This window comes from Paraburkholderia sp. (genome assembly GCF_026225065.1).
In the GTDB taxonomy this organism is placed as follows: Bacteria; Pseudomonadota; Gammaproteobacteria; order Burkholderiales; family Burkholderiaceae; genus Paraburkholderia.
Window position 1 is genome coordinate 1 of sequence record NZ_JAMFSB010000296.1, and the last position, 24,700, is coordinate 24,700.

General features: G+C 63.8%; 23 protein-coding genes. 12 read left to right on the forward strand and 11 right to left on the reverse strand.

Annotated elements, in window-relative coordinates; genetic code table 11:
• Positions 1-431 precede the first annotated feature (431 nt).
• On the forward strand, positions 432-1,361 hold the full coding sequence (locus M0954_RS21390) for an EamA family transporter (protein ID WP_297355356.1): 930 nt from the start codon (positions 432-434) through the stop codon (positions 1,359-1,361).
• Positions 1,362-1,398: 37 nt separating this feature from the next.
• Here M0954_RS21390 and M0954_RS21395 read toward each other — a convergent pair whose 3' ends face one another.
• On the reverse strand, positions 1,399-3,429 hold the full coding sequence (locus M0954_RS21395; protein WP_297355358.1) for an NADPH-dependent 2,4-dienoyl-CoA reductase: 2,031 nt from the start codon (positions 3,427-3,429) through the stop codon (positions 1,399-1,401).
• A gap of 336 nt (positions 3,430-3,765) precedes the next feature.
• On the opposite strand from M0954_RS21395, the gene M0954_RS21400 reads away from it, so the two are divergent.
• A complete protein-coding gene (locus tag M0954_RS21400; RefSeq protein ID WP_297355360.1) occupies positions 3,766-4,557 on the forward strand; it encodes a DUF4397 domain-containing protein in 792 nt (263 codons plus the stop codon).
• Between the two features lie 324 nt (positions 4,558-4,881).
• On the opposite strand, the gene M0954_RS21405 is transcribed toward M0954_RS21400, so the two are convergent.
• Together M0954_RS21405 and M0954_RS21410 are read right to left on the reverse strand one after the other, a co-directional pair.
• Positions 4,882-5,022, reverse strand: a complete 141-nt coding sequence (locus tag M0954_RS21405; RefSeq protein WP_122151769.1) for an entericidin A/B family lipoprotein — start codon at positions 5,020-5,022, stop codon at positions 4,882-4,884.
• Between the two features lie 229 nt (positions 5,023-5,251).
• On the reverse strand, positions 5,252-6,691 hold the full coding sequence (locus M0954_RS21410; protein WP_123387900.1) for a sensor histidine kinase: 1,440 nt from the start codon (positions 6,689-6,691) through the stop codon (positions 5,252-5,254).
• Positions 6,692-6,952: 261 nt separating this feature from the next.
• Between M0954_RS21410 and M0954_RS21415 the strand changes: the two genes are divergently transcribed.
• From M0954_RS21415 to M0954_RS21435, 5 genes are all read left to right on the forward strand, one after another.
• Positions 6,953-7,129 (forward strand): DUF1328 domain-containing protein, encoded by a 177-nt coding sequence (locus M0954_RS21415; RefSeq protein WP_074266002.1) that lies wholly within the window; start codon positions 6,953-6,955, stop codon positions 7,127-7,129.
• A gap of 89 nt (positions 7,130-7,218) precedes the next feature.
• Positions 7,219-7,380 (forward strand): DUF1328 domain-containing protein, encoded by a 162-nt coding sequence (locus M0954_RS21420; protein ID WP_074264073.1) that lies wholly within the window; start codon positions 7,219-7,221, stop codon positions 7,378-7,380.
• A gap of 87 nt (positions 7,381-7,467) precedes the next feature.
• Positions 7,468-8,031 (forward strand): ferritin-like domain-containing protein, encoded by a 564-nt coding sequence (locus M0954_RS21425; protein WP_297355362.1) that lies wholly within the window; start codon positions 7,468-7,470, stop codon positions 8,029-8,031.
• Between the two features lie 134 nt (positions 8,032-8,165).
• Entirely contained in the window at positions 8,166-8,798 is a 633-nt protein-coding gene (locus M0954_RS21430) for a response regulator transcription factor (RefSeq protein WP_123387899.1), read from the forward strand.
• A 55-nt stretch (positions 8,799-8,853) separates the two neighbouring features.
• Complete coding sequence (locus M0954_RS21435; protein ID WP_122151765.1) at positions 8,854-9,279, forward strand: response regulator; 426 nt, start codon at positions 8,854-8,856, stop codon at positions 9,277-9,279.
• A 12-nt stretch (positions 9,280-9,291) separates the two neighbouring features.
• On the opposite strand, the gene M0954_RS21440 is transcribed toward M0954_RS21435, so the two are convergent.
• On the reverse strand, positions 9,292-10,992 hold the full coding sequence (locus M0954_RS21440; RefSeq protein WP_297355364.1) for an extracellular solute-binding protein: 1,701 nt from the start codon (positions 10,990-10,992) through the stop codon (positions 9,292-9,294).
• Between the two features lie 225 nt (positions 10,993-11,217).
• On the opposite strand from M0954_RS21440, the gene M0954_RS21445 reads away from it, so the two are divergent.
• The 3 genes from M0954_RS21445 to M0954_RS21455 all read left to right on the forward strand — a co-directional run bounded on the left by M0954_RS21445 (position 11,218) and on the right by M0954_RS21455 (position 14,217).
• On the forward strand, positions 11,218-12,237 hold the full coding sequence (locus tag M0954_RS21445) for a sugar ABC transporter substrate-binding protein (protein ID WP_297355366.1): 1,020 nt from the start codon (positions 11,218-11,220) through the stop codon (positions 12,235-12,237).
• 75 nt (positions 12,238-12,312) lie between these two features.
• Complete coding sequence (locus M0954_RS21450) at positions 12,313-13,110, forward strand: TIM barrel protein (RefSeq protein ID WP_297355369.1); 798 nt, start codon at positions 12,313-12,315, stop codon at positions 13,108-13,110.
• 63 nt (positions 13,111-13,173) lie between these two features.
• Positions 13,174-14,217, forward strand: coding sequence for a Gfo/Idh/MocA family oxidoreductase (locus M0954_RS21455; protein ID WP_297355371.1), 1,044 nt, complete (start codon positions 13,174-13,176; stop codon positions 14,215-14,217).
• Between the two features lies 1 nt (position 14,218).
• Here the strand turns inward: M0954_RS21455 and M0954_RS21460 are convergent, their stop codons facing one another.
• Entirely contained in the window at positions 14,219-15,421 is a 1,203-nt protein-coding gene (locus M0954_RS21460; RefSeq protein ID WP_122151755.1) for an MFS transporter, read from the reverse strand.
• A gap of 172 nt (positions 15,422-15,593) precedes the next feature.
• On the opposite strand from M0954_RS21460, the gene M0954_RS21465 reads away from it, so the two are divergent.
• Both M0954_RS21465 and M0954_RS21470 read left to right on the forward strand, forming a co-directional pair.
• Positions 15,594-16,085, forward strand: a complete 492-nt coding sequence (locus M0954_RS21465) for a DUF2569 domain-containing protein (RefSeq protein WP_297355373.1) — start codon at positions 15,594-15,596, stop codon at positions 16,083-16,085.
• Positions 16,086-16,268: 183 nt separating this feature from the next.
• A complete protein-coding gene (locus M0954_RS21470) occupies positions 16,269-18,104 on the forward strand; it encodes an extracellular solute-binding protein (protein WP_297355375.1) in 1,836 nt (611 codons plus the stop codon).
• Here M0954_RS21470 and M0954_RS21475 read toward each other — a convergent pair.
• The 6 genes from M0954_RS21475 to M0954_RS21500 all read right to left on the reverse strand — a co-directional run bounded on the left by M0954_RS21475 (position 18,101) and on the right by M0954_RS21500 (position 24,176).
• The gene (locus M0954_RS21475) at positions 18,101-18,928 is read right to left on the reverse strand and encodes a phosphodiesterase (RefSeq protein WP_297355377.1); all 828 of its coding nucleotides are present in this window, start codon (positions 18,926-18,928) and stop codon (positions 18,101-18,103) included. The genes M0954_RS21470 and M0954_RS21475 overlap by 4 nt on opposite strands.
• Before the next feature lie 27 nt (positions 18,929-18,955).
• Positions 18,956-20,011: an ABC transporter ATP-binding protein gene (locus M0954_RS21480; RefSeq protein ID WP_297355379.1), complete on the reverse strand. Its 1,056-nt coding sequence runs from the start codon at positions 20,009-20,011 to the stop codon at positions 18,956-18,958.
• The gene (locus tag M0954_RS21485; protein ID WP_297355381.1) at positions 20,008-20,943 is read right to left on the reverse strand and encodes an ABC transporter permease; all 936 of its coding nucleotides are present in this window, start codon (positions 20,941-20,943) and stop codon (positions 20,008-20,010) included. Before M0954_RS21485 ends, M0954_RS21480 begins: the two co-directional genes overlap by 4 nt.
• 149 nt (positions 20,944-21,092) lie before the next feature.
• A complete protein-coding gene (locus tag M0954_RS21490) occupies positions 21,093-21,917 on the reverse strand; it encodes an ABC transporter permease (RefSeq protein WP_122151745.1) in 825 nt (274 codons plus the stop codon).
• Positions 21,914-22,921 carry an ABC transporter substrate-binding protein gene (locus M0954_RS21495; RefSeq protein ID WP_297355383.1) on the reverse strand — a complete coding sequence of 336 codons (1,008 nt, stop codon included), beginning with the start codon at positions 22,919-22,921 and terminating at the stop codon, positions 21,914-21,916. The genes M0954_RS21490 and M0954_RS21495 overlap by 4 nt, the downstream gene beginning before the upstream one ends.
• A gap of 205 nt (positions 22,922-23,126) precedes the next feature.
• The gene (locus M0954_RS21500) at positions 23,127-24,176 is read right to left on the reverse strand and encodes a LacI family DNA-binding transcriptional regulator (protein WP_122151743.1); all 1,050 of its coding nucleotides are present in this window, start codon (positions 24,174-24,176) and stop codon (positions 23,127-23,129) included.
• Positions 24,177-24,700: the final 524 nt, after the last annotated feature.

Genomic DNA, 24,700 nt, shown 5'->3' on the forward strand with positions numbered 1-24,700 from the left:
GTTAGCAGCGCACACGATACACCGCCAGCGCAGTGCTTGGCAACCGGTCTCGAAATTGGCGCTGCCCGAATGGCGCCCAGCTTACGGCCTGTCGTGCTTATCTCTATTGGGCCAGGCGAAGTGGTGCGCCGCAGCATGAAAGGTGGTGTTGTGTAGATGCTTCGAGCCACGGATTAAAGCTGAGCAGTCTGATAAGAATTTACGATTCTTTCATAGATGCCCGATCGCGTTCCTGCATAATGCTGCGGTGCGTGCTTGCGTCTGCCCGCCGTTTGTCTGCCGTTTGCCGTCCCTAAGTACTTCTGCCCGTTCTACCACCATGTCTTCGAGCCTTGCCTGCCAGGCCGCATCCACGATGCGGCGCCCGCCATCCGGACTCAGGGTCCCCAGCGGGGGCGCAACGCCTCGAACGACATGGGTGGATTGAGCGCATGTCGCCGCAATCGCCTGGTCGTTTTCCTCTCCGTTTTGCCTTTCGCTTGCCTCAGTCTCATGCTGGCCGGATCGCGCTCGCGCTGAGCGTCGTCTATCTCGTTTGGGGCTCCACGTATCTGGCCGTGCACGTAGCGCTCGGTTCGTTTCCGCCGCTCCTGCTATCGGGCCTGCGCAACCTGTTTGCGGGCATTGGCTTGTTCGTCTTCGCCGCGCGCCGCGACCCGGTCTGGCCGAACGCCGCAGAGATTCGCAACGCCGGGCTGGTCGGCACGATGCTGGTGGGTCTCTCGAGCGGGATGCTGGCTTTCGGCATGCGCACGGTCGGCACCGGCACCGCCGCGGTGATGGTCGCTACCGTGCCGTTGTTCGCTACCGTGATTGCCGCTGTGGCGGGGCGCAAGATCGGGCGCGGCGAATGGTTTGCCGTGGGCCTCGGACTCGTCGGGATTGCGATCCTGAGCCAGGGTAGCGGCGCGTCAGGGTCGGCCGGCGGGAGTCTCGCGATTCTGTGTGGCGCGCTTTTCTGGGCCGGCGGCGCGCATCTGGCCGGGCGGCTGAAACTGCCGTCGGACCTGTTTATGTCGACCGCGTTGCAGATCGGCCTGGGTGGCGCGATGTCGACGATCGTCGCGTGGCTGTCTGGCGAGCGCATGGCCGAAGTGCATGTCCTGCCGCTGCTGGCGTTCTTCTACCTGATGCTGGTCGGCACCATGGCTGCGTATGTCGCGTATGGCTATCTGATCCGGCACACCAGTCCGATCATCGCCAGCAGTTGCATGTACGTGAATCCGGTGGTGGCGGTCGCGCTTGGCGCGCTGCTGCTCGGCGAACCGGTGACCGGCGCGACAGTGATCGCGACGGTCGTGATTCTTGCGAGTGTCGGTTTGTCGTTCTGGTTCGATTACCGGCGTCGCGGTCTGGCGTGAGAGGCAGAGGCGCGCAAGGCGCCCCCGCCTTCCCCTGTTACAGGCGCGCCGCCAGCTCCGCCCCTTCGCGGATCGCCCGCTTGGCATCAAGCTCGGTGGCAAGCGCCGCGCCGCCGATCACGTGATACCGCGGGCCATCCGCCGGCGGTGTGGCCGGCTGCAGATCGCGCAAGGATTCCTGCCCCGCACAGATCACAATCGTTTCCACCTCGAGCCACTGCTCGGCGCCTTCGCGTGCGATCTTCAGCCCGCGTTCGCTGATTTCCAGATACGACACACCGTCGAGCATCCGCACGCCGTTGCGCGCCAGCGTGGCCCGGTGCACCCAGCCCGAGGTCTTGCCGAGCCCCGCACCGAGCTTGCCGGCCTTGCGCTGCAGCAGCCAGATATCGCGTACCGGTTGTGCGGGCAGCGGCGCTTTCAGACCGCCGCGCTCACGCACGGCCAGATCGACGCCCCATTCTTCGAGCCACGCATCGCGTGGTTGCGGCAGCGGCTCGCCGGGATGATGCAGCAGGAACTCGCTGACGTCGAAGCCAATCCCGCCCGCGCCGATCACCGCGACGCTGCGGCCTACGGGTGCGCCACGCAGCACCTCGACATAGGTCAGGACGTTCGGCCCGTCGATGCCGGGAATCGCCGGGCGGCGCGGCGCGATACCCGTGGCGAGGATCACGTCGTGGTAGCCGCCCGCCGCGAGCAGCGCCGCATCGACGCGGGTAGCGAGCCGCACATCGACCCCGTGCCGTTCCAACTGGCTCTGAAAATAGCGGATCGTCTCGCTGAATTCTTCCTTGCCGGGCACGCGCATCGCGAGATTGAACTGTCCGCCGATGGTTGCGCTCGCATCGAACAGCGTCACACGATGGCCGCGCGAAGCGGCCACTGTCGCCGCCGATAGCCCGGCCGGCCCGGCCCCCACCACCGCTATCGCCCGCGGCGTCTCCTGACTGGCGAGCGGCCGGTACACCAGTTCAGTTTCGCGTCCCGCGCGCGGATTGACGAGGCAGGTGGCGCGCCGGTTCTGGAACGTGTGATCGAGACAGGCCTGGTTGCACGCGATGCAGGTATTGATCTCGTGCGTGCGACCCTCGGCGGTCTTTATGACGAAGTCCGGGTCGGCGAGCAGCGGGCGCGCGAGCGATACCAGATCGCCCGCGCCCTGGGCGAGCAGGTCTTCGGCGACCTCCGGTGTATTGATGCGGTTCGAGACGATCACCGGCACCTTGACTGCTGCCTTCAGCCGCGCGCTGAGCGGCGCAAAGGCCGCGCGCGGTACCGAGGTGACGATGGTCGGCACACGTGCCTCGTGCCAGCCGATACCGGTATTGAACATCGTGACGCCGGCCGCTTCCAGGGCCTGTGCCACCTGCACAGTCTCTTCCCACGTATTGCCGCCCTCGACGAGATCGATCAGCGACAACCGGTACACCACAATAAAGCGCTCGCCGCACGCGGCCCTGATGGCTTCGACGATCTCGCGCGCGAGCCGCATGCGGTTCTCGAGGCTGCCGCCGTAACGATCGGTGCGCCGGTTGGTGCGCGGGCAGAGGAACTGGTTGAGCAGATAACCCTCGCTGCCCATGATCTCGACGCCGTCGTAATCGGCGCGTTGGGCGAGCCGCGCGCAGCGCGCATAGTCGCGCACGGTCTTCGCCACACCGGCCAGCGTCAGTGCACGCGGCTTGAACTTCGAAATCGGCGACTTCAGCGCCGAAGCCGACACCACGAATGGCTGATACCCATAGCGCCCCGCATGCAGGATCTGCAGCGCGATCTTGCCGCCTTCGGCATGCACGGCCTCGGTCAGCAGGCGGTGATTGCGCAGGTCGAACACGGAGTTCAGCGTGCCGCCGAACGGCAGCAGCCAGCCCTGCCGGTTCGGCGAGATGCCGCCCGTGATGATCAGACCAGCGCCGCCCTTGGCACGCTCGCGGAAATACGCGGCGAGTTTAGGGTAGTTCCAGAAGCGGTCTTCCATGCCCGTATGCATCGAACCCATGACGACCCGGTTGCGCAAGGTCGTGAAGCCGAGGTCGAGTTCGGCGAGCAAGAATCGGTAAGGCATGCAACGGACCTTGTAAAAGTGGGGTGCGCCCGAACAATACACCGCCGATGGGCCGAACCTTCCGAGGAAAAATTCTAATCCTGCGAACTCATTGGCCGCGAGGCCTGTACACGACTGTGTGGGGTCCAGTCTGGTGCATGCGGCACATCGATTGCTGAATGCGAGCGTCCATATCACGCGCATCGAAACGGAACCGATGTGCAACAGGGATAAGAGAGAGCGTCGCCGAGACGCCTGACCGGAGGGCATTTCAATGAAACACCAACAGGGCAATCCGGCAGGTACGGCGCTCATACAACTAATGGGTCGAGACCCGACATCGATATAGGTGAACTTATGAAGCTAATCCGAACCATGGCGGCCGTCATTGGCGTCGCGTCCGTCCTGACGGCTTGCGGTGGCAGCGGCAGCGACGCTGCGAAAACGCTGGGTATCACCGACCCGGAAATCCACTTCGAAAACGCCGTCCCCGGCAGTTCGCCCTACGACTTCCTCGTCAACGGCTCCGCGCCGGGCGGACAAACCAATGTCGCCTATCTGGGCGTGACGAACTTCACCAACATTGGCACGGGAGCGACGACCGTCGCGTATGCCGCCACGGGCACGAAGACGGCGCTTGCCAGCGGCAGCTTCCCGGATGTGGCCAACGGTCATGAATACACCGTGATCGCGTTGCCGGGCCTCACAAGCCCGGGTATCGGCATGATCGACGATCCGTTCGACAAGGGCCTGCTGTCGAACGACGCACGCGTGCGAGCCTTCAATGCATCGGCGAACGCAACCAATCTCGACATCTATATCGTGCCGGCCGGGACCAACATCAACACCGTCAGTCCGACGATGGCGGGTGTTGCATTCAGCAATGCGGTACCGGCTAGCGGTCAGGACTCGCTCTATCTGTCGGGTGGCACGTATATCGCGATCGCCACGGTGGCCGGCAGCAAGACGGCGATTTTCCAGTCGGCGTCGTTTAGTCTTGCTAACAACGCGGACTGGCTGGTCACTACAGTGCCGATCTCCGGCACGTTGAGCCAGTTGCTGCCGGGCCAGATTCACTTGCTGGTCGCACAGGGCGGTAACACCGGCACGCCGGCGATTGAATTGACCAACTCGCTGACGAACCAATAAGCGGCCTATAGGTAGTCTATAGGCGGCCAACAAGCCCTCAACAAGCGGTCAAAAGGTAGTCAATTAGCGATTAACAGGCAATCATAAGACCGACGTAGTTCGGCATGGCAGGGAGGGGCAGGGCGGCGATCCACCAGCGGTGGGTCGCCGCGTTGCTATTGGTTGGCCGCAACCGTGTGCGGTGCTCATACGATGCGATACGAAGGGATTTCCTTGCCACAGCGCGGCACATAAAAAAGCCCGACGCGCAAACGCATCGGGCTCAACTTGCAGATCACATCAAAAGCCACGTCGATGGCGCCACCAGGGCGCCAGCAAGCGGTATTACTTGGCTTCTTCCGCGCTATTCGTGATGGCGTGGCCGCCGCTGGAGATATCCTGGCCGGCGCCGGCCATGGTGTTGCAACCGGCGAGGGCTGCAGTGCCGGCAATCAGAAGCAAAGCGGTGGCGATGAGTCGAGTCATGAGTTTTCCCCTTCTGAAGAATGCATCGATTGACACGCCTGATGAGCGGCGCGCGCTCCCTGTTGACCAACCGGGCATCGCGCCAGCCGATCTGGTCTGATTGCATCTTAAAAAATGGGGCGTCGCGGCGATGTCGGTCACGCCGCGATTTTGTTGTAGGCGTGATCCGTTGTTTGCGTCGGCGCTGTCCTACACGCGCCTGTGCATCCGCGCAGAGCCGCTTGCGCCGCTACATCGAAGCGGACGGGGCGTCGAGCGCCGACGCGGTTGTGCTGACGCAAGGCATCACCACGTGAATGTCGGTGCCGTTCGGCACCCCGCGGCGGATATCGAAGTGGCCGCCGTGCGCCGCTACGCGCTGGCGCATGCCGAGCAGGCCATGCGTGTGAGTGCGCTTCAGATCCGCCGGGGTAATGCCCACACCGTTATCTGCGATGGACAGCGCGACCTGGCCATCCGCGATCTGCAGCCCGATCGACACTCGCGAGGCGCGCGCGTACTTCGCCGCATTGGTGAAAGACTCCTGCGCGACCCTGAACAGCGCGATTTCGGTCTGCTCGTCGAGCTGGATGTCGTCCTTGGGCAGATTGAGGTCGAGCACCCAGTTGTTGCGCTGCGCCGACTCGTCGGCAAGCGTGCGCAATGCGGTCACCAGGCCGAAATTCGTCAGCACGGTAGGCCGCATGTCTTCGATGATGCGGCGTTTGAGCGCGATGCCCTGATCGAGGTTGGCGAGCGCGCGCGTGAGCTTCTCGGAGATAGCTGGTTCGCTGTCCTTCAGTTTGCGGTTAGCCCACGCCACGTCCATCTTGCTCGCCGTGAGAATGGCGCCCAGCTCGTCGTGCAGTTCGCGCGCAAGCTGGGTCTTTTCGTTTTCGCTGACGGCCTGCAAGTGCCACCCCAAAGCTTCGAGCTGGCGCGTGCGCTCGGTGACGAGCTGATCGAGCTCTTCCTGCTGCGTGATCAGTTGCCGCTGCACGCGGGCCTGGCGATCGATCTGGATGCCGAGATTGCGAAACAGCAGGATGAACAGCACGATATTCAATGCCGACAGCCCGGCCGCCACCAGCGTCGACACGCGCTGATCGGCGCGGCTCGCGTCAAGCGCATGCTGCGCACGGCTCGCCTCGTTATCGCGCAGCAGCGACAACGTGTTGTCGACGAGGCCGGCATCGACCGGCGCCGCGCCGGTGGCGGTACCGCAGCCAGAGAGCGCGAGAGGTTGCGGCTCGGCTTGCTGCAACGCAGCGGCGCCCGCGCCGATGCGCGCGTCGATTAGCGATGCGATCTGTGTGAAGCTCGCCAGTTCCGCGCTGCCCGCCTCGCGGCGGTGATAGTAGACGCTCAGTTGCTGCGCGGTCTGGCGCACCCGGCCGGCGGTCGAACAATAGGCCTGGACGTTGGCCGTCTGCTTCGTCAGAAGAAAGCTGCTTTGATAGGCGCTGAGCTGCGCCAGCTGACTTTCGAGCCTGCTCAGTTGCACGGTGACGTCGCGTGCTTCGAGGGCGCTCTCGTACTCGGCCGCGATGCGTTCGCGGGCCGTCTCGAGAATCACGAGGCCGCCCACCGTGATGACGATCGCGACCGTCATCGCAATCGCCCAGCTGCGGTTGCGCATCCACGCGTTGAGCCGCGTTGCGGCGAGCGGCGTTTGCGCCGAATTTCGCATTGGGGTTTGCACCGAGCTATCCAGCGGGTTTTGCACTTTCTTCACGCCTCGGTTTCTTGATGACCTTCTCAGTGTAGCGGTCGCCGCGCGAACGGGGCGGCTTCACGGAGATGCACGGCGCGTGCCGCGTCATCGTAAAGCACCTGTAATGCAATGTCGGCGGATTCTCACACGAAAAACGGCGTGAGCCGGAATGCGGTACGCCAGAGCGGTCATTACGATGGTCCTATCAGTCCAATCCTTTTACGGGAGAAATCCATCATGCTGAAATGGGCCTTGATCTTCGCTGTGATCGCCATCATTGCCGGTCTGTTCGGCTTTACCGGCATTGCTGCAGGCGCTGCGGCGATTGCGAAGTTCCTGTTCGTGGTGTTTCTGATTCTCTGCGTGGTGTTCCTCGTACTAGGTTTTGTGGTGACCAAAAAAATTGTCGATTAGCGGCGGGGGGCGCCTTGCCCTGGCGCCCTGCCGTCGCTGAGCCAGGCATGTCATCGACCAACCATACAACTCAGGAAGGGAGAACCGCCATGCTTCACTACGCAGTCGTATTTTTTATCATCGCCATCATTGCCGCGGTGTTCGGGTTTACCGGCATCGCGGCGGGCGCCGCTGAGATCGCCAAGATCCTGTTCTACATTTTCCTGGTCGTGTTCGTCGTGACACTGCTGCTTGGCGTATTCCGAACCTAGACGTTACCCAGCTCCCGCCACTGCACATCAGGCGCGGTTCGTGCGTGATGTGCAGTTCCCCCCAATACCGGTTAAAGGAGAAGCTCAATGTCGAAGTCATCCAGCGCACCCACCCAGACCCACGGTTCGTTCGTGATGGATCTGCAGAAAATTCGCGAGGACGCTCGCAAGCACATGTCGGATGGTGCCGTCACGCAGAGTTACGGCGCCGACCGCGAGGTGGTGCTCAAGCTGTTGAACGATTCGCTCGCGACGGAAATCGTCTGCGTGCTGCGCTATAAGCGCCATCATTTCATGGCCAAGGGCATCAACTCGGAGGCGGTCGCCGCGGAATTTGCCCAGCACGCCGCCGAGGAACAGGGGCATGCCGACCGTTTCGCGGAACGTATCGTGCAGCTTGGCGGCGAGCCGGACTTTGCCCCGGACAGCCTGAAGAGCCGCTCGCACTCGGAGTATCAGGAGGGCAAGAACCTGACCGAGATGATTCGCGAGAACCTGATCGCCGAGCGCATCGCGATCGATACGTATCGCGAGATCGTTCGCTACCTCGGCGATAGCGACGTGACCACGCGGCGCATCTTCGAGGAAGTGCTGGCGGTCGAAGAGGAGCACGCCGACGACATGGCGGACCTGCTCGAAGGCCGCCAGTGAGTGGCAAATGAGTGGCAAATGAGCATGGCGGCGGGATCGGCCGGGCGCGGCAGGGACGTTTCGTCTCACTTCGAGGCGAGACGTCATTACAATGTCCGCTTTGGATCGATCTTCGCTGCACTGACGGGAAGCCAATGATTCGAGTGTTGATAGCCGACGATCACGCCATCGTCCGGGGCGGTTTCAGACAGTTCGTCGCCGACGAGCCGGATATGTGCGTGGCCGCGGAAGCCGCGACCGGCGACGAAACCATCACCCTCGTGCGCGAACAGGCTTTCGATGTGGTGCTGCTCGATATCGCCATGCCGGACAAAAACGGTATCGACACCTTGCGCGTCATCAAGCAGGTGCGCCCGGAGCAGGGCGTGCTGATCCTCTCGGGCTATCCGGAGAGCCAGTACGCCATCAATCTGCTGCGGGCCGGTGCCAACGGGTATCTGAACAAGGATTGCGAGCCCGACGAAATCGTGCGGGCGATCCGCTCGGTGGCACGCGGGCATCGCTATCTGTCTGAGGCGGTGGCCGATACACTGGCGGACAATCTCGACAAGCCAGCTGCTGGCCGTCCACACGAGGGGCTGTCCGAGCGCGAATTCCAGATTTTCTGCAAGCTTGCGGCCGGGCAGATTCCGACCGACATCGCAGAAGAACTGCATTTGTCGGTGAAGACCGTGAGCACCTACCGGGCGCGGGTACTGGAGAAAATGCGCTTGACCAACAATGCGGATCTGACTTACTACGCGATCAAGAACGGCCTGATCGAGTAGTCAACCAGTAGCGTCACGCAAGGAGCCATGCGCGGACATCGCGCGGAGCAAGGCAATGAGCAGCGATTCGACCTCTCCTGACGGCCCCGGCCAGCCGCCCTTGCGGGTGCTGCTGATCGAGGATTCGGCGTTGATCCGTCGCAGCATCGTCGAGGCCATCGACGCGTCGGGGATGCTGCATGTCGCGGCCTTCGCCGATACCTCGGACGAGGCCATCGCGCTGTTGACCGGCGAGTCCTTCGACGCGGTTATCGTCGATCTGCAACTGAAGCACGGTTCGGGCGTGCCGGTGCTGGCGTATCTGCAGCGCGAGGGTTTGATCGATCGCACGTTTGCGGCGGTTCTGACCAATCATGCGTTGCCGGCCTACCGCGAGCGCTGCCTGCAATACGGCGTGCGCCATTTCTTCGACAAGTCGTTCGAGTTCGACCGGGTGATCGATGCGCTGCACGACTATGCGCAGACCCGCAGGGATGGCTGACGGTTGTGCGCGTCAGGCTGTCCTTGTTCTGCCTTTGGTTCGTTGGGTCCGTTTCGCAGCCCGTTCGCCGGTCAGTCCTTCGATTCTCTCCAATGCACGCTGCATCTGCGCCAATCCCTGTGCGATGTCCTTGCTGCCGTCGAACAACAGGCTCTCCAGATGGTCACTGAGCACGCGAGTGAGGGCCTGATAGTGCACGGCGGCGGGTGAGGGGAATGCCTGGATCTGGCCAGCCTTCGCCAGTTGGTCCATCACGCCCACCACCCGATTGCGCTGCAGCACGTAGCGATCCTCCGCGACGGAAAAGCGCGCGTTGCCGGCTGCGCCTTGCATCACGAAGTACTTCATCAACTCGGCCGAGGTGAGTGTTTCAACGGCACGCCAGGCGGCTTGCCGGGCGGCTTCGTTGCCGCTTGCAGGGATCGCCAGCAGCGCGCCGCCGAGCGGTGTCACGGGGGCGATGTCCGGCGTGAAGGTCGGATGCGGCAGCAGGCCGACCCGGGCACCCTTTTGCAGCAGGATATGGCTGTCGAGAACCCCATAGCGATTGGACCAGTGATAACCCATCGCCGCTTGCCCACGGCCGAAGATCTGCGCGCTGCGCACCCATTGGAGGCTGCGCAGATCGGTAGGCGAATAGGGGATCAGGGCGCGCAGATATTCGATCACCCGTCTGCCCGCATCCGTGTCGACTCGCGGCACGCCCGTGGCGACCGGCAATTCTCCTTGCGCGCCGAGAATCTGCAGGAAGGTCTCGCCCAGCGGCAAGCCGGGTGCCGCGCACCACGTGATGCCTACCCGCCCGCGGCTGGGACGGTGCAAGCGGCGCGCGCATTCGACGACGTCGTCGAAACATCGGGGAGGCTGCAGGCCTTCCGCATCGAACAGGTCTTGCCGGTACCAGAGAAAATCCAGGGTCGGCTGGATCGGAATGCCGTAGAGATGCCCCTCGCTCCAGCCGGCGCGCCATACCGCATCGTAGAAGTCGAAGCCCGAGATCCGGCTGCCGCTTTGCAAACCCTGCAGGTCGAGCAGACGCCCGTCTGCGGATAGTTCGGCCAGCCAGGGAAAAGGGATGGCCACCAGCATCGGTGCGCTCGGGTCAGCGCTCGTGTCACGCGCGAGAGCAGCGCCGAGCTCAGCACGATAGTCGTCTTGTGGACACATCTGGATAGCGAGACGCATACCGAGGAAGCGCTCGAGGTCCGCGTGATTCTGCTTGATGATTTCGAACACCGGATCGGCGTAGGCAAGCAACGTGAGTTCGAGCGCGTCGTTAAAGCCGGAGGCTGCGGGGCGCGGCCATGCTACGTCTGTAGCCGGGGCGAGACTCGTAGCATTGAAGCGGTCGAGCGCCTGGGTATCGACCGCACCGACCAGCAGCCTGATGGTTTGCTCGGTCACCTTGTCGAGCTTGTCGAGCAGCATGACAGAGGGCTTCACCTCCGCGCGGCTGCTGTGTTTCGACAGCGGACGCATCTCGAGCCAGCCTTGCGCCTTCAGCGAGAAGATGCTGCGGCGCGCGCTCGAGCGTGGCAGGCCCGAATGATCGGCGAGGGCGGTGACCGTGGTCTGCCGGTCGTTCAGATGGTTGCGCAGCAGCACGCTTAGAATCGGCCAGCCGGCCTGCGCGGTTTCGCCGAGTTCCGTGCGCAGGATCTGCGCGAGGCCATCGATAGCGGCGATCGCCGCGTGGCGGTCCCGTGCATGCATCTGTCTCCCTCCGTGCGGCGCGTAAGTCCGGCGCTAGCGAGTTTAGCAGGATCGGGCTGGGCTACGATCCCAAAAATAACGCATAACATACTGATTGTTATAAAAATAACCAGAATGGTCATCTTGTTTGTGAGGTATGCGGCGGACCTCGGCCTAGGATGTCATGGCGATCACAGCGCCAGCCAGCGTTGGCGATACGCACCGACAAAAAAACAGGAGACAAGCATGAGAACAACCGCAAGCCGCGTCGCCGTCCTGGCGGCGCTTGCTTTCTGCGCGCACGCCTTCGCGGCGGGTGCGCACTTCGTGATGATCTCGCACGCCCCCGATGCCGACCCGTTCTGGAATGTCGTCAAGAACGGCATGAGAGACGCCAGTGTGGATTTCGGCGTGTCGGTGGACTACCGCAATCCGCCCAACGGCGATCTCGCCGACATGAAGCACCTGCTCGAACAGGCGGCTGCGCGTCAATACGATGGCGTCGTCACCAGCATTCCCGACCTCGACGTGGTGCAGGCGCCGATCAAGGCGATCGTCGCACGAGGGATTCCGGTCATTACGTTCAACTCGGGCACGACTGAGCAGAGTGCCGCGGTCGGTGCGCTGCTCCATGTGGGGCAAAGCGAGTACGAAGCCGGCAAGGGTGCGGGCGAACTCGCGAAGGCAGCGGGCGTGAAGAGCTTCCTGTGCGTGAACAACAACGTGACGAACCCTATCTCGTTCGACCGTTGCCGGGGCTTTGGCGACGCGATCGGCGCCGACTTCAAAACGTCGACCCTCGACTCCGGCAACGATCCCATCGAGGTCGAGAACCGCGTGTTCGCCGCCTTGCACCGCAGGCCCGGCACTCAAGCGGTGCTCGCGCTGGGGCCGACGTCCGCTGATCCCTCATTGCGCGCCGTGGAAAAGATGGGTCTGACCGGCCACATCTATTTCGCGACCTTCGATATGACGCCAGCCGTCGACAAAGCGATCGCGGACGGTCGAGCGGCGTTCGCGATCGACCAGCAACCGTATTTGCAGGGCTATATTCCGGTGGCGTTGCTGGCGATCATGAAACGCGACAACACGCATGACGTCGAGCGGGCGCTCAAGGAACTGGTGGCCGATCCGGCGTTTCAGAACCGCCTGAAGACTTATGGGCTCGTCCCGCATTTCGGTCCGCATGGTGTCGCCACGGGACCGAGTTTTGTCACGCGATCCAATCTCGGTGTGGTTGAGAAATACACCGGACAGTATCGTTGAAAGGCGCGCGCCGTTGTGCTCGGTGCGCGGATCGTTCTTTAGGATCAAAGCTGCCTTTTACAAGGAAAACTAACTATGTTTGAACTGGCCGTATGTGCCGAGATGGTCTTTCGCGATCTGCCGATGCTGGAACGCGTTCGCAGGATCACCGAACTGGGCTTCCATGTCGAGATATGGGACTGGACGAAACACGACATCGACGCCCTTGCACGCAGCGGTGCGCGCTTCTCGTCGATGACGGGCTACATCAGCGGCGATCTCATCACCGAGCAGGGCATTGATGCGCTGTTGCAAAGCGCGGAGCAGTCGATCGAAGTGGCACGGCGCCTCGGCTGCCCGCGGCTCAATCTGCACGGCACGGGTCTCGACGGCAGGGGCTTGCCCGTCAAGCCGACGCCGGTCGTGACCGGTGCGATGTGGCTGGCCGCGCAGCGCTCACTGGGCCGCATCGCGGCGCTGGGCGAGCGGGCCGAAGTGGTGTTTTGCCTCGAGAACCTGAATACGGAAGTAGACCATCCCGGCGTGCCGTTCGCCAAAGCGGCCGACACGCTCGCCTTGGTGGCAGCCGTGGATAGCCCGCATCTGCGCCTGAATCTCGATCTGTATCACGCACAGATCGGCGAAGGCAACCTGATCGAACTGGTGCGGCATGCGCTGCCCTATATCGGCGAGATTCAGGTGGCCGATGTGCCTGGACGCTGCGAGCCCGGCACCGGAGAGATTAACTATCCCGCGATTGCCAAAGCGTTGGCGTTGCGCGGCTATCGCGGCATGATCGGGCTCGAGGCCTGGGCGAGCGGCGACGACGAGCTTGCGCTGCGGCGTTTCCGTGAGGCGTTTGCGGTGTCCGCAGGCGTGTCCCGCGCGCTGTAAAAGCTTGCGATAACGGCTTCGGTCGCGATGTGTAATTTCAAGCCAAATTAATAGGAATGCGAAATGAAAGATGATCAATATGTCAGGATTGGGCTCATCGGTGCGGGTGCGATTGGTTCGTTTCACGGGGAGAGCGTGGCGCGGCGTCTCGCCGGCGCGCAGCTGGCGGCGATTGCCGATCCGGCGCCCGGCGCCGCCCAGCGACTCGCGGACAAACTGGGTTGCGGGATCGCGACCACCGACCCCGACGCGCTGCTGTCGAACCCTGATATCGACGCGGTGCTGATCGCCTCGCCGGCGCGCTTTCACAGCGAGCTCGTTGTGAAAGCCGCGAAAGCGGGTAAAGCCGTGTTCTGCGAAAAGCCGATGGCCTTGTCGATCGCCGAGGCGGACCGTGCCATTGCCGCTGCACGAGAAGCAGGCGTGCCGCTGCAGATCGGCTTTAACCGGCGCTATGACAAGGCATGGGCCGACGCGCGCCGGGTGATCGTCGATGGCGAACTGGGAACGCCGCAGTTGCTGCGTTCATTGACGCGCGACCCCGAGCTGGCCGATCCCTCGCGGGTGCCGCCGTGGGCCGTCTTCTTCGAGACCCTGATCCACGATTTTGACACGTTGCGGTTCCTCAACCCCGGCGCAGAGGTAACGGAAGTCTATGCGCTTGCGGATGCCATGGTGCGGCCCGATTTCAGGTCGCGCGGCCTGCTCGATACCGCGCTGGTCAGTCTGCGTTTCGACAATGGTGCAATGGCGAGCGTCGAGGCGAGCTTCCAGGCAGTGTACGGCTACGACGTGCGTGGCGAAGTGTTCGGCCAGGGCGGTATGGTCACGATGGGCGACGTGCGCGGCTCGAACATGACTCGCTTCGGCGTAGACGGCGTGAGCAGCCCAACGGTCCGGCTGAACGTTGACCTCTTTCACGATGCGTATACGGCGCAACTGGCGGCATTCGTCGAAACAGTTCGCGCGGGTGCGGGCGCCGGCCGTCTGAGTCCGGATGTGCCCGTAGGCGAAGATGCACGCGCCGCCCTGGCGATTGCGCTTGCCTGCATCCGCTCGGTGGAGGAGAAGCGGCCCGTGCGCGTGGCGGAAGGGTCGCAGGCGTAATTCAGGCGTCCGCGACCGGGCGCTGCGGCTGGCGCAGATGATTCCACGCCGCAAGCCCGGCGAACACCAGCCCGGCGATGCTCACACCCACCCACCCGAACACGGGCCAGACCGCGGCGCCGACCGCCGAGCCCGCCGCGCCGCCGATGAAATACGTCACCATGTAGACCGTATTCACGCGGCTGCGGGCGTCGGGCGAGAGCGCATAGATGCGCGACTGGTTGGAGATCTGCCCGGCCTGCACACCCACATCGAGGATGATCACGCCTACCACGAGCCCGGCAATGCTCGCGCTGGACAAGCCGAACACGACGAATGAAACGGCGACGAGTCCGATCGACAGCGTGATGATCGTGCGCGGTCCACGGCGGTCGGCGAACTTGCCCGCCAGCGGCGCAGCCATTGCGCCCGCTGCGCCGACAATCCCGAACAGACCCGCAGCCTGCGGCCCGAGATGGAACGGCGCGTCTGCCAGCAGCAGCGCCAGCACCGACCAGAAAATGCTGAACGCCGCGAACATGAATGCGCCGGTCAGCGAGGCTTCGCGCAGGCCTGGGTGTTCGACGATCAGGTGCCACATCGACACCATCAGCTTGCCGTAGGGCAGCGCCGAAGTCGGCTGGCTTTTCGGCAGACGCAGCAGAATCACCACGGCCAGCACCAGCAGCGCCACCACGGAAACACCGAATACCGCGCGCCAGCCGAAATATTCGGCGACGAGGCCCGCCGCGGTCCGCGCCAGCAGGATCCCCAGCAGCAACCCGCTCATCACCGTGCCGACCGCGTGACCACGGGCAGAGGGTGGCGCGAGTTCGGCGGCGAACGGCACGGCCTGCTGTGCGATGGTGGAGAGCACACCGATCGCGAGGCTGGCGCCGATCAACACCGCGAGACTCGGCGCGGTGGTGGCGACCACCAGCGCGACACACAGGCCGGCGATCTGCAGCAGGATCAGCAGACGCCGGTCGAAGCGGTCACCGAGCGGCGCGAGCAGCAGCATGCCGGCCGCATAGCCGAGCTGGGTGGCGGCCGGCACCACGCCGACCCACGACGCGCTATGCGGGAACGACTCGCGCAAACTGTCGAGCAGCGGCTGGTTGTAGTAGATGTTGGCGACGGAGACACCCGCGATGACGGCGAGCAGAAGCAGCAGAGCGCGCAGCGAGCGTTCAGTGGCGGGTGAGGCGGAGTCGGTAGTGGACATGAGCGGGGGCCTTCGACGGACCGTCAGGATGGACGGTCCTCAAGCCCGCCGATCATACCGGAGCAAGGCGGATCATGCTGATCTCATGAAAATGAGATGCACGTTCGCTTTCGGTCCGTACAATCCCCCGGCCCCGCGGTGGGGTGATCAGCAATCTTCGACGCGACAGAGCATGGATACGCAGCGATTTTCAGGACTTGAACCGAAGGGTTTCGGCGGCTGGCTGCTGCTCGCGATGCTCGGACTTGTAGCAATGACGGCCGCCACCATCGTGGAGTTGCGCGACCCGCTCAAGATGATGCTCGAGTGGGAATTGCTCGCGGTGTTTGTGCGGCCGGAAACACACGGCTGGTATCGCGCTGTGATCGCCATGGTCGGCATGGACGTGGCGACCGGCGTGTTCATCGTGGCGGGTATGGGCTGGCTGCTTTTGCTCGCGTGGCGGCGCTCGGTGCGCTTTCCCGCGCACCTGCAGGCATGGCTTCTTGCCGTCGTCGTGATGCGCACCATCGCGTATCTGGTGGGCGACCACATGACCCACGCGATCGCGATCGACGTCGCGATTCCGTTCGACGGCTTCGAAATCGCCGTTGTAGCAGCGGCGCTCGGGATTCCGTACGTCAGGCGAAGCCGGCGAGTGCGCAACACCTTCATCGCGCGCTGACCTACCGCGTGGCCAGGTCCCACGTCGCTAATATTTTCCGGCCAGCCCTCTCGTACAATAGCGTCCACCGTTCTACGTGGACCGTTGATGAAGCCCGTGCCGCCGAAGTTGCCACATGCCATCCCGAAGCATCCTGACGCCGCTGTAGCAAGTTCTTGTGCGTGGTTCTCCCGGTTGTTGCGCATGCTGCGAACCGTCCCGCGTAGCACGCCGGTGATACAAGCCGCGCTGGCGGCATTGGCCCTGGTCACGCTGCCCGTTCACGCCGCCCCGTCGATCGCCCAGTTTGGCGAGCCGCGCTACCCGGCCACTTTCAGCCACTTCGACTACGCCGACCCCGACGCGCCCGCCGACGGCACGCTGAAGTTCGGCAACTATAACGAGCTGCAGAGCTACGATTCGCTCAATCCGTTCCTGCTGCGCGGTGCGCCCGCCCCGGACATTCGCGAGCTGATGTTCGATACGCTGATGCAGCGCAGTTGGGACGAAGTGGCATCGGAATACCCACTGATTGCAGATGACGTCGAAGTGCAACCGGACTTCACTTCCGCGACCTTCCACATCAATCCTGCGGCGCGCTTTTCCAATGGCGATCGAATCACGGCAGCCGATGTCAAATATTCATTCGACCTACTAACAAGCTCGCAAGCCTCACCGCTCTTCAATTCCCAGTTTGCGGTGATCAAGAGCGCAACCGTACTCGACCCGTCGACGATCCGCTTCGATTTCACCCGTCCGGAACGGGACGCGCCGCTGATCGCAGGCGACCTGCCGGTGTTCTCGCCGAAATGGGGCATGCGGCCCGACGGCACACACACGACGTTCGAGCAGACCGCCAACGTGCCGCCGATCGCGAGTGGCCCCTATCTGATCGAGCGGCGTATCAACGACAAGACGATCATCTACCGGCGCAATCCCGCTTACTGGGCCGCGAATCTGCCGTCGCGGCGCGGCATGTTTCGCTTCGAACGCGTGACGTTCCAGCTCTTTCTGGACAACTTCGGTCCGCTCGAAGCCTTCAAGGCCGGCAGCATCGACGTCAACGTCGAGGGTAGCGCCACCATCTGGGCGCGCCGCTACGTTGGAGAGAAGTTTCGCACTGGCGAGCTGAAGCAAGGCACGTTTCGCAACGGGCCTGCGTATATGCAGGGCATCCTGATCAACGTGCGACGGCCGATGTTTCAGGACGTGAGGGTGCGTCAGGCGCTGACACTCGCGTTCGACTACGAGTGGATGAACCGGATGATGTTCTACGACCAGTATCGGCGCTCGACCAGTTACTTCGACCCGGATTCGTTCGGCGCCACCGGCAAACCTGGTCCGAAGGAACTGGCGCTGCTGGAACCGTACCGCGCAAGCTTGCCGCCGGCCGTGTTCGGGCCGATGCTGAAGCAGCCGTCGACGGTGCCGCCCAGTTCGCTGCGGGCCAACCTTCGTGAGGCGCGTGACCTGCTAGGTGAGGCGGGCTGGCACTACCGCGACGGCGCGTTGCGCGATGCGAATGGCACGGCCATGACGATCGAGGTACTCGACGACGAACCGGGCATGGACCGTCTGCTGCTGCCCTACATGCAGGCGTTGAATACGCTGGGCATCCAGACTCAATGGCGCGAGGTGGATAGCGCGCTGTACCAGCAGCGGCTCGACAGCTTCGACTTCGACATGACCACCGGCGGCTATCTGCCCGCCAGTGTTCCTGGTGTCGAACTGCTTCGACGCTTCAGCAGCGCGGCGGCCGCGGAGGTCGGCTCGGAAAACATCGTAGGCGTGCGGTCCAAGGTCGTCGACGCGCTGATTCAGACCGCGTTGTCCGCACAGACGCTCGACGATCTCGAGGCGGCCACCCGCGCGCTCGACCGCGTGTTGATCAATTCATATTACGTGGTGCCGGAATTCTATGCGCCGAATGCGCGCATCGCCTACAAGACGACATTCGGCTGGCCGGCGACCTTGCCGAAGTCCTATCGCGACGTGGATTGGGTCATCGACTACTGGTATGTCAAACCGCATGGCGCCTAATCGATCAACGTGCCTTCGGGCTCGTAAAACGGATACGGCCCCTCGGAGCGATCGACATACGCGTGATGCGTCACCAGTCCCGTGGCCGCGTCGTAGCGGTGCAGCGCAAAGGCGGGTGGCTCCAGCATGAACGCGGACGGCGCATTCACACGCAGATCCAGCGCCACCTGATGCGCGGGCGCCGGCACCGCTGAGGCGATCGTGCCGCCGAAGCGCACGAACATGGGCCGGTGCACATGTCCGCAGATCACCCGTTCGACGTTCGGATAGCGCGCAATCAGCGTCGCCAGCTTCTGCGCAGCCTGCGGCTCGAGCCGGATCTCATCCATATGACCAATGCCGCAGTCGAACGGCGGATGATGCAAGGCGACGATCACTGGCTTGCCGTGCGCGTCTTCCAGTTGGCCGGCGAGCCACGCAAGACGCCCCTCGCACAGGTCGCCGCCGCTTTCGCCAGGCACGATGGAGTCGAGCGCAAGCAGGCGCAGCGGACCGATATCCGCCGCGTATTGCACGAAGTCGCCGCCCGCGCGTAACTCGGGCCGATCGCTGAAGGCATCGCGCAGCGCCGCGCGGTCGTCGTGATTGCCGACCAGCAGGTAGTACGGAATCTTGAGCGGCGCGAGCAGCGTCTTCAGGTGTGCGTATTGCTCGGGGTCACCCTGGTCGACGAGGTCGCCCGTCATGATGACGACATCGGGACGCGGTTCGAGCGCGTTGAGCGCCGTGACGCAACGGGCAAGCGCGGCGCCTGTATCGACGCGGCGGTAAGCGAGTGCGCCGGGCCGTTTGATATGCAGGTCGCTGATCTGGGCTAGCAACATGGGAATGTCCTCGTGGGTTCGCTTTGTTCAAGATAGCGCAATCAGCGCGTCCGGGGCGATCGAAATGCCGACCGGCGTGCCGCGCGCGAGTTCGACACGGCCTGCCACGTCGACGATCAGCGCATCGGGCGCCGCGCCGCCAATCGTCAGACGGGTGCGCTCGCCGAGAAAAGCCGCGCTTTCGATGGTGCCGCGCAGATGCGCGCTGGCCGGATCGGCGAGGTAGGCGTCTTCGGGCCGGAAAAAAAGTTCGGTTTCCCCGGCTGCGGCTGAACCTGGTGTGCCGCGCAATGGCAGCGGCACCGCGCCGCCTGTGGTGCTCAGCATGCCGTCGCGCCGCTCGCCGGCCAAGCGGTTGATCGTGCCGACGAACTGCGCCACCGCTCGATTCGCCGGACGGTAGTAGATATCGCGCGGCGTACCGATCTGCTCGATGCGGCCGGCGCTCATCACGACGATCCGGTCGCCTAGCTCCATCGCCTCCGCCTGGTCGTGGGTCACATACACGGTGGTGATGCCGAGTTCGCGCAGCAGCGTATTCATTTCGCTGCGCAAGGCGTCGCGCAGGCGGGCGTCGAGAGCGGTGAGCGGTTCGTCGAGCAGCAGCACGCGCGGCTGCATCGCCAGCGCGCGGGCGAGCGCGACACGCTGACGCTGGCCGCCGGAGAGCTGATCGATCGGTTTGTCGGCGTGGGCGGTGAGCCGCATCATCGCCAGCAGTTCATCCACGCGTTGACGCGCGATGTCTGCTGCCACGCGTTTGATCTTGAGCCCATAGCCGATATTGCCGCGCACCGTGAGGTTCGGAAACAGCGCGTAGCTCTGGAACACCATGCCAACCTGGCGCTTTTCGATCGGCAAGGCGGTGACATCTTCGTCGCCGAAGGCAATGCGGCCACCAGCGTCAGGCGTCTCCAGACCGGCGATCATGCGCAGCGTCGTGGTCTTGCCGCAACCGGACGGCCCAAGCAGCACCAGGGTTTCGCCGGCGCCGATCTGCAGGTCCAGCGGTTCGAGCACGCGTGTGCCGCGAAACGTCTTGGCGCATTGCGTCAGCGTGATGGGAACGGGAGCAAGTTTCATGGCGTGTCGTTGATACGGGTTGAACTTGGCGCAACTGCCTTGAGACGTTTGTGCTTGCTGCTACGCTGGCCGGTGGCGTCGACACCGAGCCATTGCATGGCGACCAGCAAAGGCATCGTCATAATGAAGAACAGGATCGTGTAGGCGCTGCCGATCTCGATGCGCAGCGACGCGTAGGTATCGGCGAGGCCCACCGGCAGCGTTTTCGTGTCGGGCGTGTGCAGCATCCACGTGAGGTTGAATTCGCCGATCGAGAGTGTCACCACCGCCAACGCACCGGCGACGATGCCCGGCCGCACGTTCGGCAGCACGATGGTCAGAAAGCGCTGCATGAAACTCGCGCCGAGGCTCGCGGCGCCTTCCTCCAGCGTGCGCAGGTCGGCGCTCGCAGCGACGGCGGCAACCGCGCGCACCATGAACGGCAGCGTAAACACCACGTGACCGACGACGATGAACCAGACGCTCATGCGGAACATCGTGATGCCGCCGTAGACCACCAGCAGCGCGAGCGCGGACGCGAGGCCGGGCAGGGCAATGGGCAGCACCAGAAACTCTTCGATGATGCGCGAGAGCCGCGTCTTGCTGCGGGCCAGCACGTAGCCCGCCGGCACGCCGGTGAGCAGCGTAATGACGAGCGTCGCCGCGGCGACTTCGAGCGACAGGAATACTGAATCGTGATACTGCGTCCATACTTCGATGAGCCAGCGCAGTGTGAGGCCGCTCGACACGCCCTTGAAGTAGTTGACGGTGAGGCCGGCCATGATCGACATCATGACCGGCACGATCAGGAACGCGCACAGCAGCAGCGTCACGAGCCACTGGCTGGCGGCGAGCAGCGTGCGCGACGACAGGCGTGGTTGGGCGCGTCGCCGGGTCGATGGCGCCGAGGGTGGCGCGGACGGTGGTCTGGCGGTATTGGTTACGGAGTTCATCTGTGTATCTTCATGCGGATTGATGGCAGAGCTAAGGGCCATTCAGCGGCGCTGGGCGTGTGGCTCAGCGCGTACGTCAGCGGTGGGCAACCACGCTGGCCGCCGGACGTGCAGCGACGCATGTGGTCACGTGTGCACCTCATGCTCACCTAAGCGCTCGCCGCGACAGCCGAGCCGGTGGCGCTGCGAGCGAGCGCCAGGACCAGCCACGTCACGAGCCCAAGCACAATCGACAGGCCCGCGGCCGTCACCATGTTCGCGTTCAGTGTGAACTCGGTGTAGATGGTCATCGGCAGCACGTCGATATCGGTGGCGAGCGTGAAGGCTGTGCCGAACGCGCCCATCGCGGTGGCAAAGCACACCGCGCCGGCCGCGATCAGTCCAGGCGAGAGCGCGGGCAGCACGATGTCGCGCATGATCTGCCACGGCGATGCGCCAAGTGAGCGGGCCGCTTCCTCGAGCGACGCATCGAGCTTCGTCGCCGACGCCATCACCGTCACGATCACGCGCGGAATCGAGAAGTACAGGTAGCCGAGAAAGAGGCCGCTCATCGAATACGCGAAGACCCAGCGGTCGCCGGTCAGCTTCAGCGACAGCGCGCCGATCAACCCCTGACGTCCCGCCAGCATGATGACCATGAAGCCGACCACCACACCAGGAAACGCCAGCGGAAACGTCAGCAGTGCCAACAGCGTGCGCTTGCCTGGAAACTCGCGCCGCGCCAGCAGCAGACCCGAGATCACGGACAACACTAGCGTTGCCGCAGTGACCGCCGCGGAGAGCAGCACCGTCGCGCCGAGGCTCGTCATATAGCGCGCGTTGCTGAGCATCGCGCGGTACGTGTCGAAGGCGTGGCCGTTGCCGCTCAGTTGCGCGAGCGCGCCCATCGGCAGCAGCCAGAACGCGATGAATACCGCAAGCGCCGGCGCGATCAACGCAATGCGCCAGCGCAGCGGGAACGTGACGTCGTTCAATGCATCACCTGAAGATACTGTTCGCCGAAGCTTTGCTGCTTCTCCGCCATCTTGCCGAAATCAACCGCTTTGGCGCGGGCGTATTCGCTGGACGGCAGGAATTTGGCGGCAGCTTCCGGGCTCATCGCATTGGCGCGCACCGGACGAAGGTAAGCACTGGCCCACAGCTTCTGGCCTTCGTCGGAAAGCACGAAATCCAGCACCTTCTTGCCGTTGGCTTCATGCGGCGCGCCCTTCACGAGGCTCATCACATACGGCACCGAGATCGTGCCTTCCTTCGGAATCACGAATTCGACGTTGGCCTGATCCTTGTACTTCGCACGGTAGGCGTCGAAGTCGTAGTCGAGCAGGATCGGAATTTCACCGGAGAGCACGCGCGCGTACGCGGTCTGCTTCGGCACGATCGGCGCGTTGGCCTTGAGCTTGCGGAACCAGTCGAGAGCGGGCTGGAAGTTGTCGAAGCTGCCGCCGAGCGCCTGGTTGACCGCCACCGCGCCCGCATAGCCCACAAACGCGCTCGACGGATCGAGGTAGCCGATCATGCCTTTGTACTCGGGCTTGAGCAGGTCGGCCCACGAGCGCGGTACAGGCTTGCCTTCGAGCGCATCCTTGTTGACGAAAAAGCCCAGCGTGCCCGAATGGATCGCGAACCAGTAGCCCTGCGGGTCCTTCATGTTGGCGGGGATGTCGTCCCAGTGAGCCGGCTTGTACGGCTGGATCACGCCTTTGTCTTTCGCCTGGAAGGCCGACGATACGCCGAGGTACACGACGTCCGCCACCGGGCTCTTTTCTTCGGCCATCAACTGGGCGATGGACTGGCCGGAGTTCTTGTTGTCGAACGGCACGCGAATGCCGGTTTTGGCCTGGATCGCCTTGATCTGGCTCGCCCAGTCGGCCCATTCGGGCGGGCAGTTGTAGCAGATCGCGGTTTCGTCGGCATAGGCTGCGCCCGGTGCGGCGAGGATAGTCGCGGCCGTGGCGAACAGGGCAGACGCGGATAGCACAGCGGCGGCGGTTGTGCGCGTCAGCGTGCCAGTCAACGTACGCAGGGCAGCGCCAAAACAGGAGGAACGGCGAGTCACAGCGGGTCTCCTTGGAAGGAAGGTAGCGAGAAGTGTGTTAAATCGTGCTTCAGCAGCGGGACGTGTGAGGCGGCCCGCTGCGTGGTCTTTGCATGCGCAGGTGCTGGTCAAGAGTGATACGAGCGCGTTACGCCAGTGGTTGTATCGAGCGCGGGCGCGAGGTTTCGCTGGTGTTCGGGATCGCGGCGATCGTGGCGCCTTCGCGCAGCGCGTGAGGCAGCGTGAGCGACATGGAGGTGTCGCTGTAGGTGCCGTCGATGCGTGCCATCAGCCGTCGCCAGGCGGAGCAGCCGATCTCGCGGTTCGGCGCGCAAATTGTGGCGAGCGGCGGCTGCAGCAACTCGCCCATGGCGAGCCCGTCGAAACCGAGGATCGACATGTCGTGCGGGATCTGCAGGCGCGCGCGGCGCAGACCGCGGATCACGACCATCGCCAGCAGGTCGTTGCTGCAGAAGAGGGCGGTCGGGCGGTTCGGACCGCTGGTCAGATGGGCGAGCACAGAGGGCGCGAGCTCTTCAGCGTTGAAATCGATTTCAAGCGCCGGAGCCGGCGTCAGGCCAGCTTGCTGCATGGCTTGCGCGTAGCCCAGGTGGCGCAGGCGCGCGCGATCCGAGGCGGCCAGCGTTCCCGCCAGCATGAGGATGCGGCGATGGCCGTGAGCGATCAGCATGCGCACGCCGTCGTAGGCGGCGAGCCGGTTGTCGACCGACACCGACGGACGTCGTACCGTATCGTTGTGCATCAGCACGTAGAGGAGGCCGGCGCGATCGAGGTCGTCGAGCAGCGGGTGAGTATCGGCGTCGGCGACGGTCAGGACCAGGCCTTCGACGCGGTGTTCGCGCAGCGTCTCGATGGCGTGACGCTCGCGCTCGGCGTCGTACTGGGTGGTCATCAACATCAGGCGATAGCCTTGTGCGCAGGCCAGGTCGTCGATGCCCTGCAGGCACTCCGCGAAGACCGGATTGGCGATCGTGGGCAGGATGACGCCGATCAGGCGGGTGCGCTCGCCGCGCAACTGGCGGCCTAGCGGGCTAGGGCGAAAATTGAGCGCGTCGATCGACTGGCGCACCTTGTCGAGCGTGACGGGGTTCACGGTGTGCGGCGCGTTGATGGCGCGCGAAACCGTGGCAATCGAGAAGCCTGCGTGTGCCGCGACATCCTTGATGGTTGGGGTCATCGCTGTGGTGTTGGCTCGGGTTGTAAACGTTTTCGTCGAGCGGATTATCGGCAAGCTTTGTGACTGCCCGATGACTCGGGAGGCATGGAAAGGCGTGGGTTTGGTGCGGGTTTGGAGCGGCGGCGACCCAATGGTAGAATCGCGTCCGCCCTGCCGGGGTGATGAAATTGGTAAACATAGCGGACTTAAACTATTGAGTGCCCGACCGGAAACGGCCGGTGTAGAACCCCTCAAATTCGGTGAACCCCCTGGTTTTTGCGCTCTGCGCGCGTAACCGAGGCAACGCCGAGCCAAGCCCGCCGTCGCACGAGTGCGAGGGTGCGGAAGGTGTAGAGACTAGACGGGGGGCGCCTTAGGCGGCGAGTGCTGGCGGTTTTGCCGCACAGTTCAGCCGCGATGGTGAAGGCATAGTCCAGCGCACGAACGAGGATGCCGCCCGGTATCGTCGGCGTCGAAAGACGTGGTGTGACGAAAATCCGCCGCTTAACAGCTTGCCGGTTCAAGTCCGGTCCCCGGCACCAGGA

Coding starts and splice junctions, on each gene's coding strand:
- M0954_RS21390 (WP_297355356.1), top strand. CDS start 432: ATGTCGCCGCAATCGCCTGGTCGTTTTCCTCTCCGTTTTGCCTTTCGC.
- M0954_RS21395 (WP_297355358.1), bottom strand. CDS start 3,429: ATGCCTTACCGATTCTTGCTCGCCGAACTCGACCTCGGCTTCACGACC.
- M0954_RS21400 (WP_297355360.1), top strand. CDS start 3,766: ATGAAGCTAATCCGAACCATGGCGGCCGTCATTGGCGTCGCGTCCGTC.
- M0954_RS21405 (WP_122151769.1), bottom strand. CDS start 5,022: ATGACTCGACTCATCGCCACCGCTTTGCTTCTGATTGCCGGCACTGCA.
- M0954_RS21410 (WP_123387900.1), bottom strand. CDS start 6,691: ATGCGAAATTCGGCGCAAACGCCGCTCGCCGCAACGCGGCTCAACGCG.
- M0954_RS21415 (WP_074266002.1), top strand. CDS start 6,953: ATGCTGAAATGGGCCTTGATCTTCGCTGTGATCGCCATCATTGCCGGT.
- M0954_RS21420 (WP_074264073.1), top strand. CDS start 7,219: ATGCTTCACTACGCAGTCGTATTTTTTATCATCGCCATCATTGCCGCG.
- M0954_RS21425 (WP_297355362.1), top strand. CDS start 7,468: ATGTCGAAGTCATCCAGCGCACCCACCCAGACCCACGGTTCGTTCGTG.
- M0954_RS21430 (WP_123387899.1), top strand. CDS start 8,166: ATGATTCGAGTGTTGATAGCCGACGATCACGCCATCGTCCGGGGCGGT.
- M0954_RS21435 (WP_122151765.1), top strand. CDS start 8,854: ATGAGCAGCGATTCGACCTCTCCTGACGGCCCCGGCCAGCCGCCCTTG.
- M0954_RS21440 (WP_297355364.1), bottom strand. CDS start 10,992: ATGCATGCACGGGACCGCCACGCGGCGATCGCCGCTATCGATGGCCTC.
- M0954_RS21445 (WP_297355366.1), top strand. CDS start 11,218: ATGAGAACAACCGCAAGCCGCGTCGCCGTCCTGGCGGCGCTTGCTTTC.
- M0954_RS21450 (WP_297355369.1), top strand. CDS start 12,313: ATGTTTGAACTGGCCGTATGTGCCGAGATGGTCTTTCGCGATCTGCCG.
- M0954_RS21455 (WP_297355371.1), top strand. CDS start 13,174: ATGAAAGATGATCAATATGTCAGGATTGGGCTCATCGGTGCGGGTGCG.
- M0954_RS21460 (WP_122151755.1), bottom strand. CDS start 15,421: ATGTCCACTACCGACTCCGCCTCACCCGCCACTGAACGCTCGCTGCGC.
- M0954_RS21465 (WP_297355373.1), top strand. CDS start 15,594: ATGGATACGCAGCGATTTTCAGGACTTGAACCGAAGGGTTTCGGCGGC.
- M0954_RS21470 (WP_297355375.1), top strand. CDS start 16,269: ATGCTGCGAACCGTCCCGCGTAGCACGCCGGTGATACAAGCCGCGCTG.
- M0954_RS21475 (WP_297355377.1), bottom strand. CDS start 18,928: ATGTTGCTAGCCCAGATCAGCGACCTGCATATCAAACGGCCCGGCGCA.
- M0954_RS21480 (WP_297355379.1), bottom strand. CDS start 20,011: ATGAAACTTGCTCCCGTTCCCATCACGCTGACGCAATGCGCCAAGACG.
- M0954_RS21485 (WP_297355381.1), bottom strand. CDS start 20,943: ATGAACTCCGTAACCAATACCGCCAGACCACCGTCCGCGCCACCCTCG.
- M0954_RS21500 (WP_122151743.1), bottom strand. CDS start 24,176: ATGACCCCAACCATCAAGGATGTCGCGGCACACGCAGGCTTCTCGATT.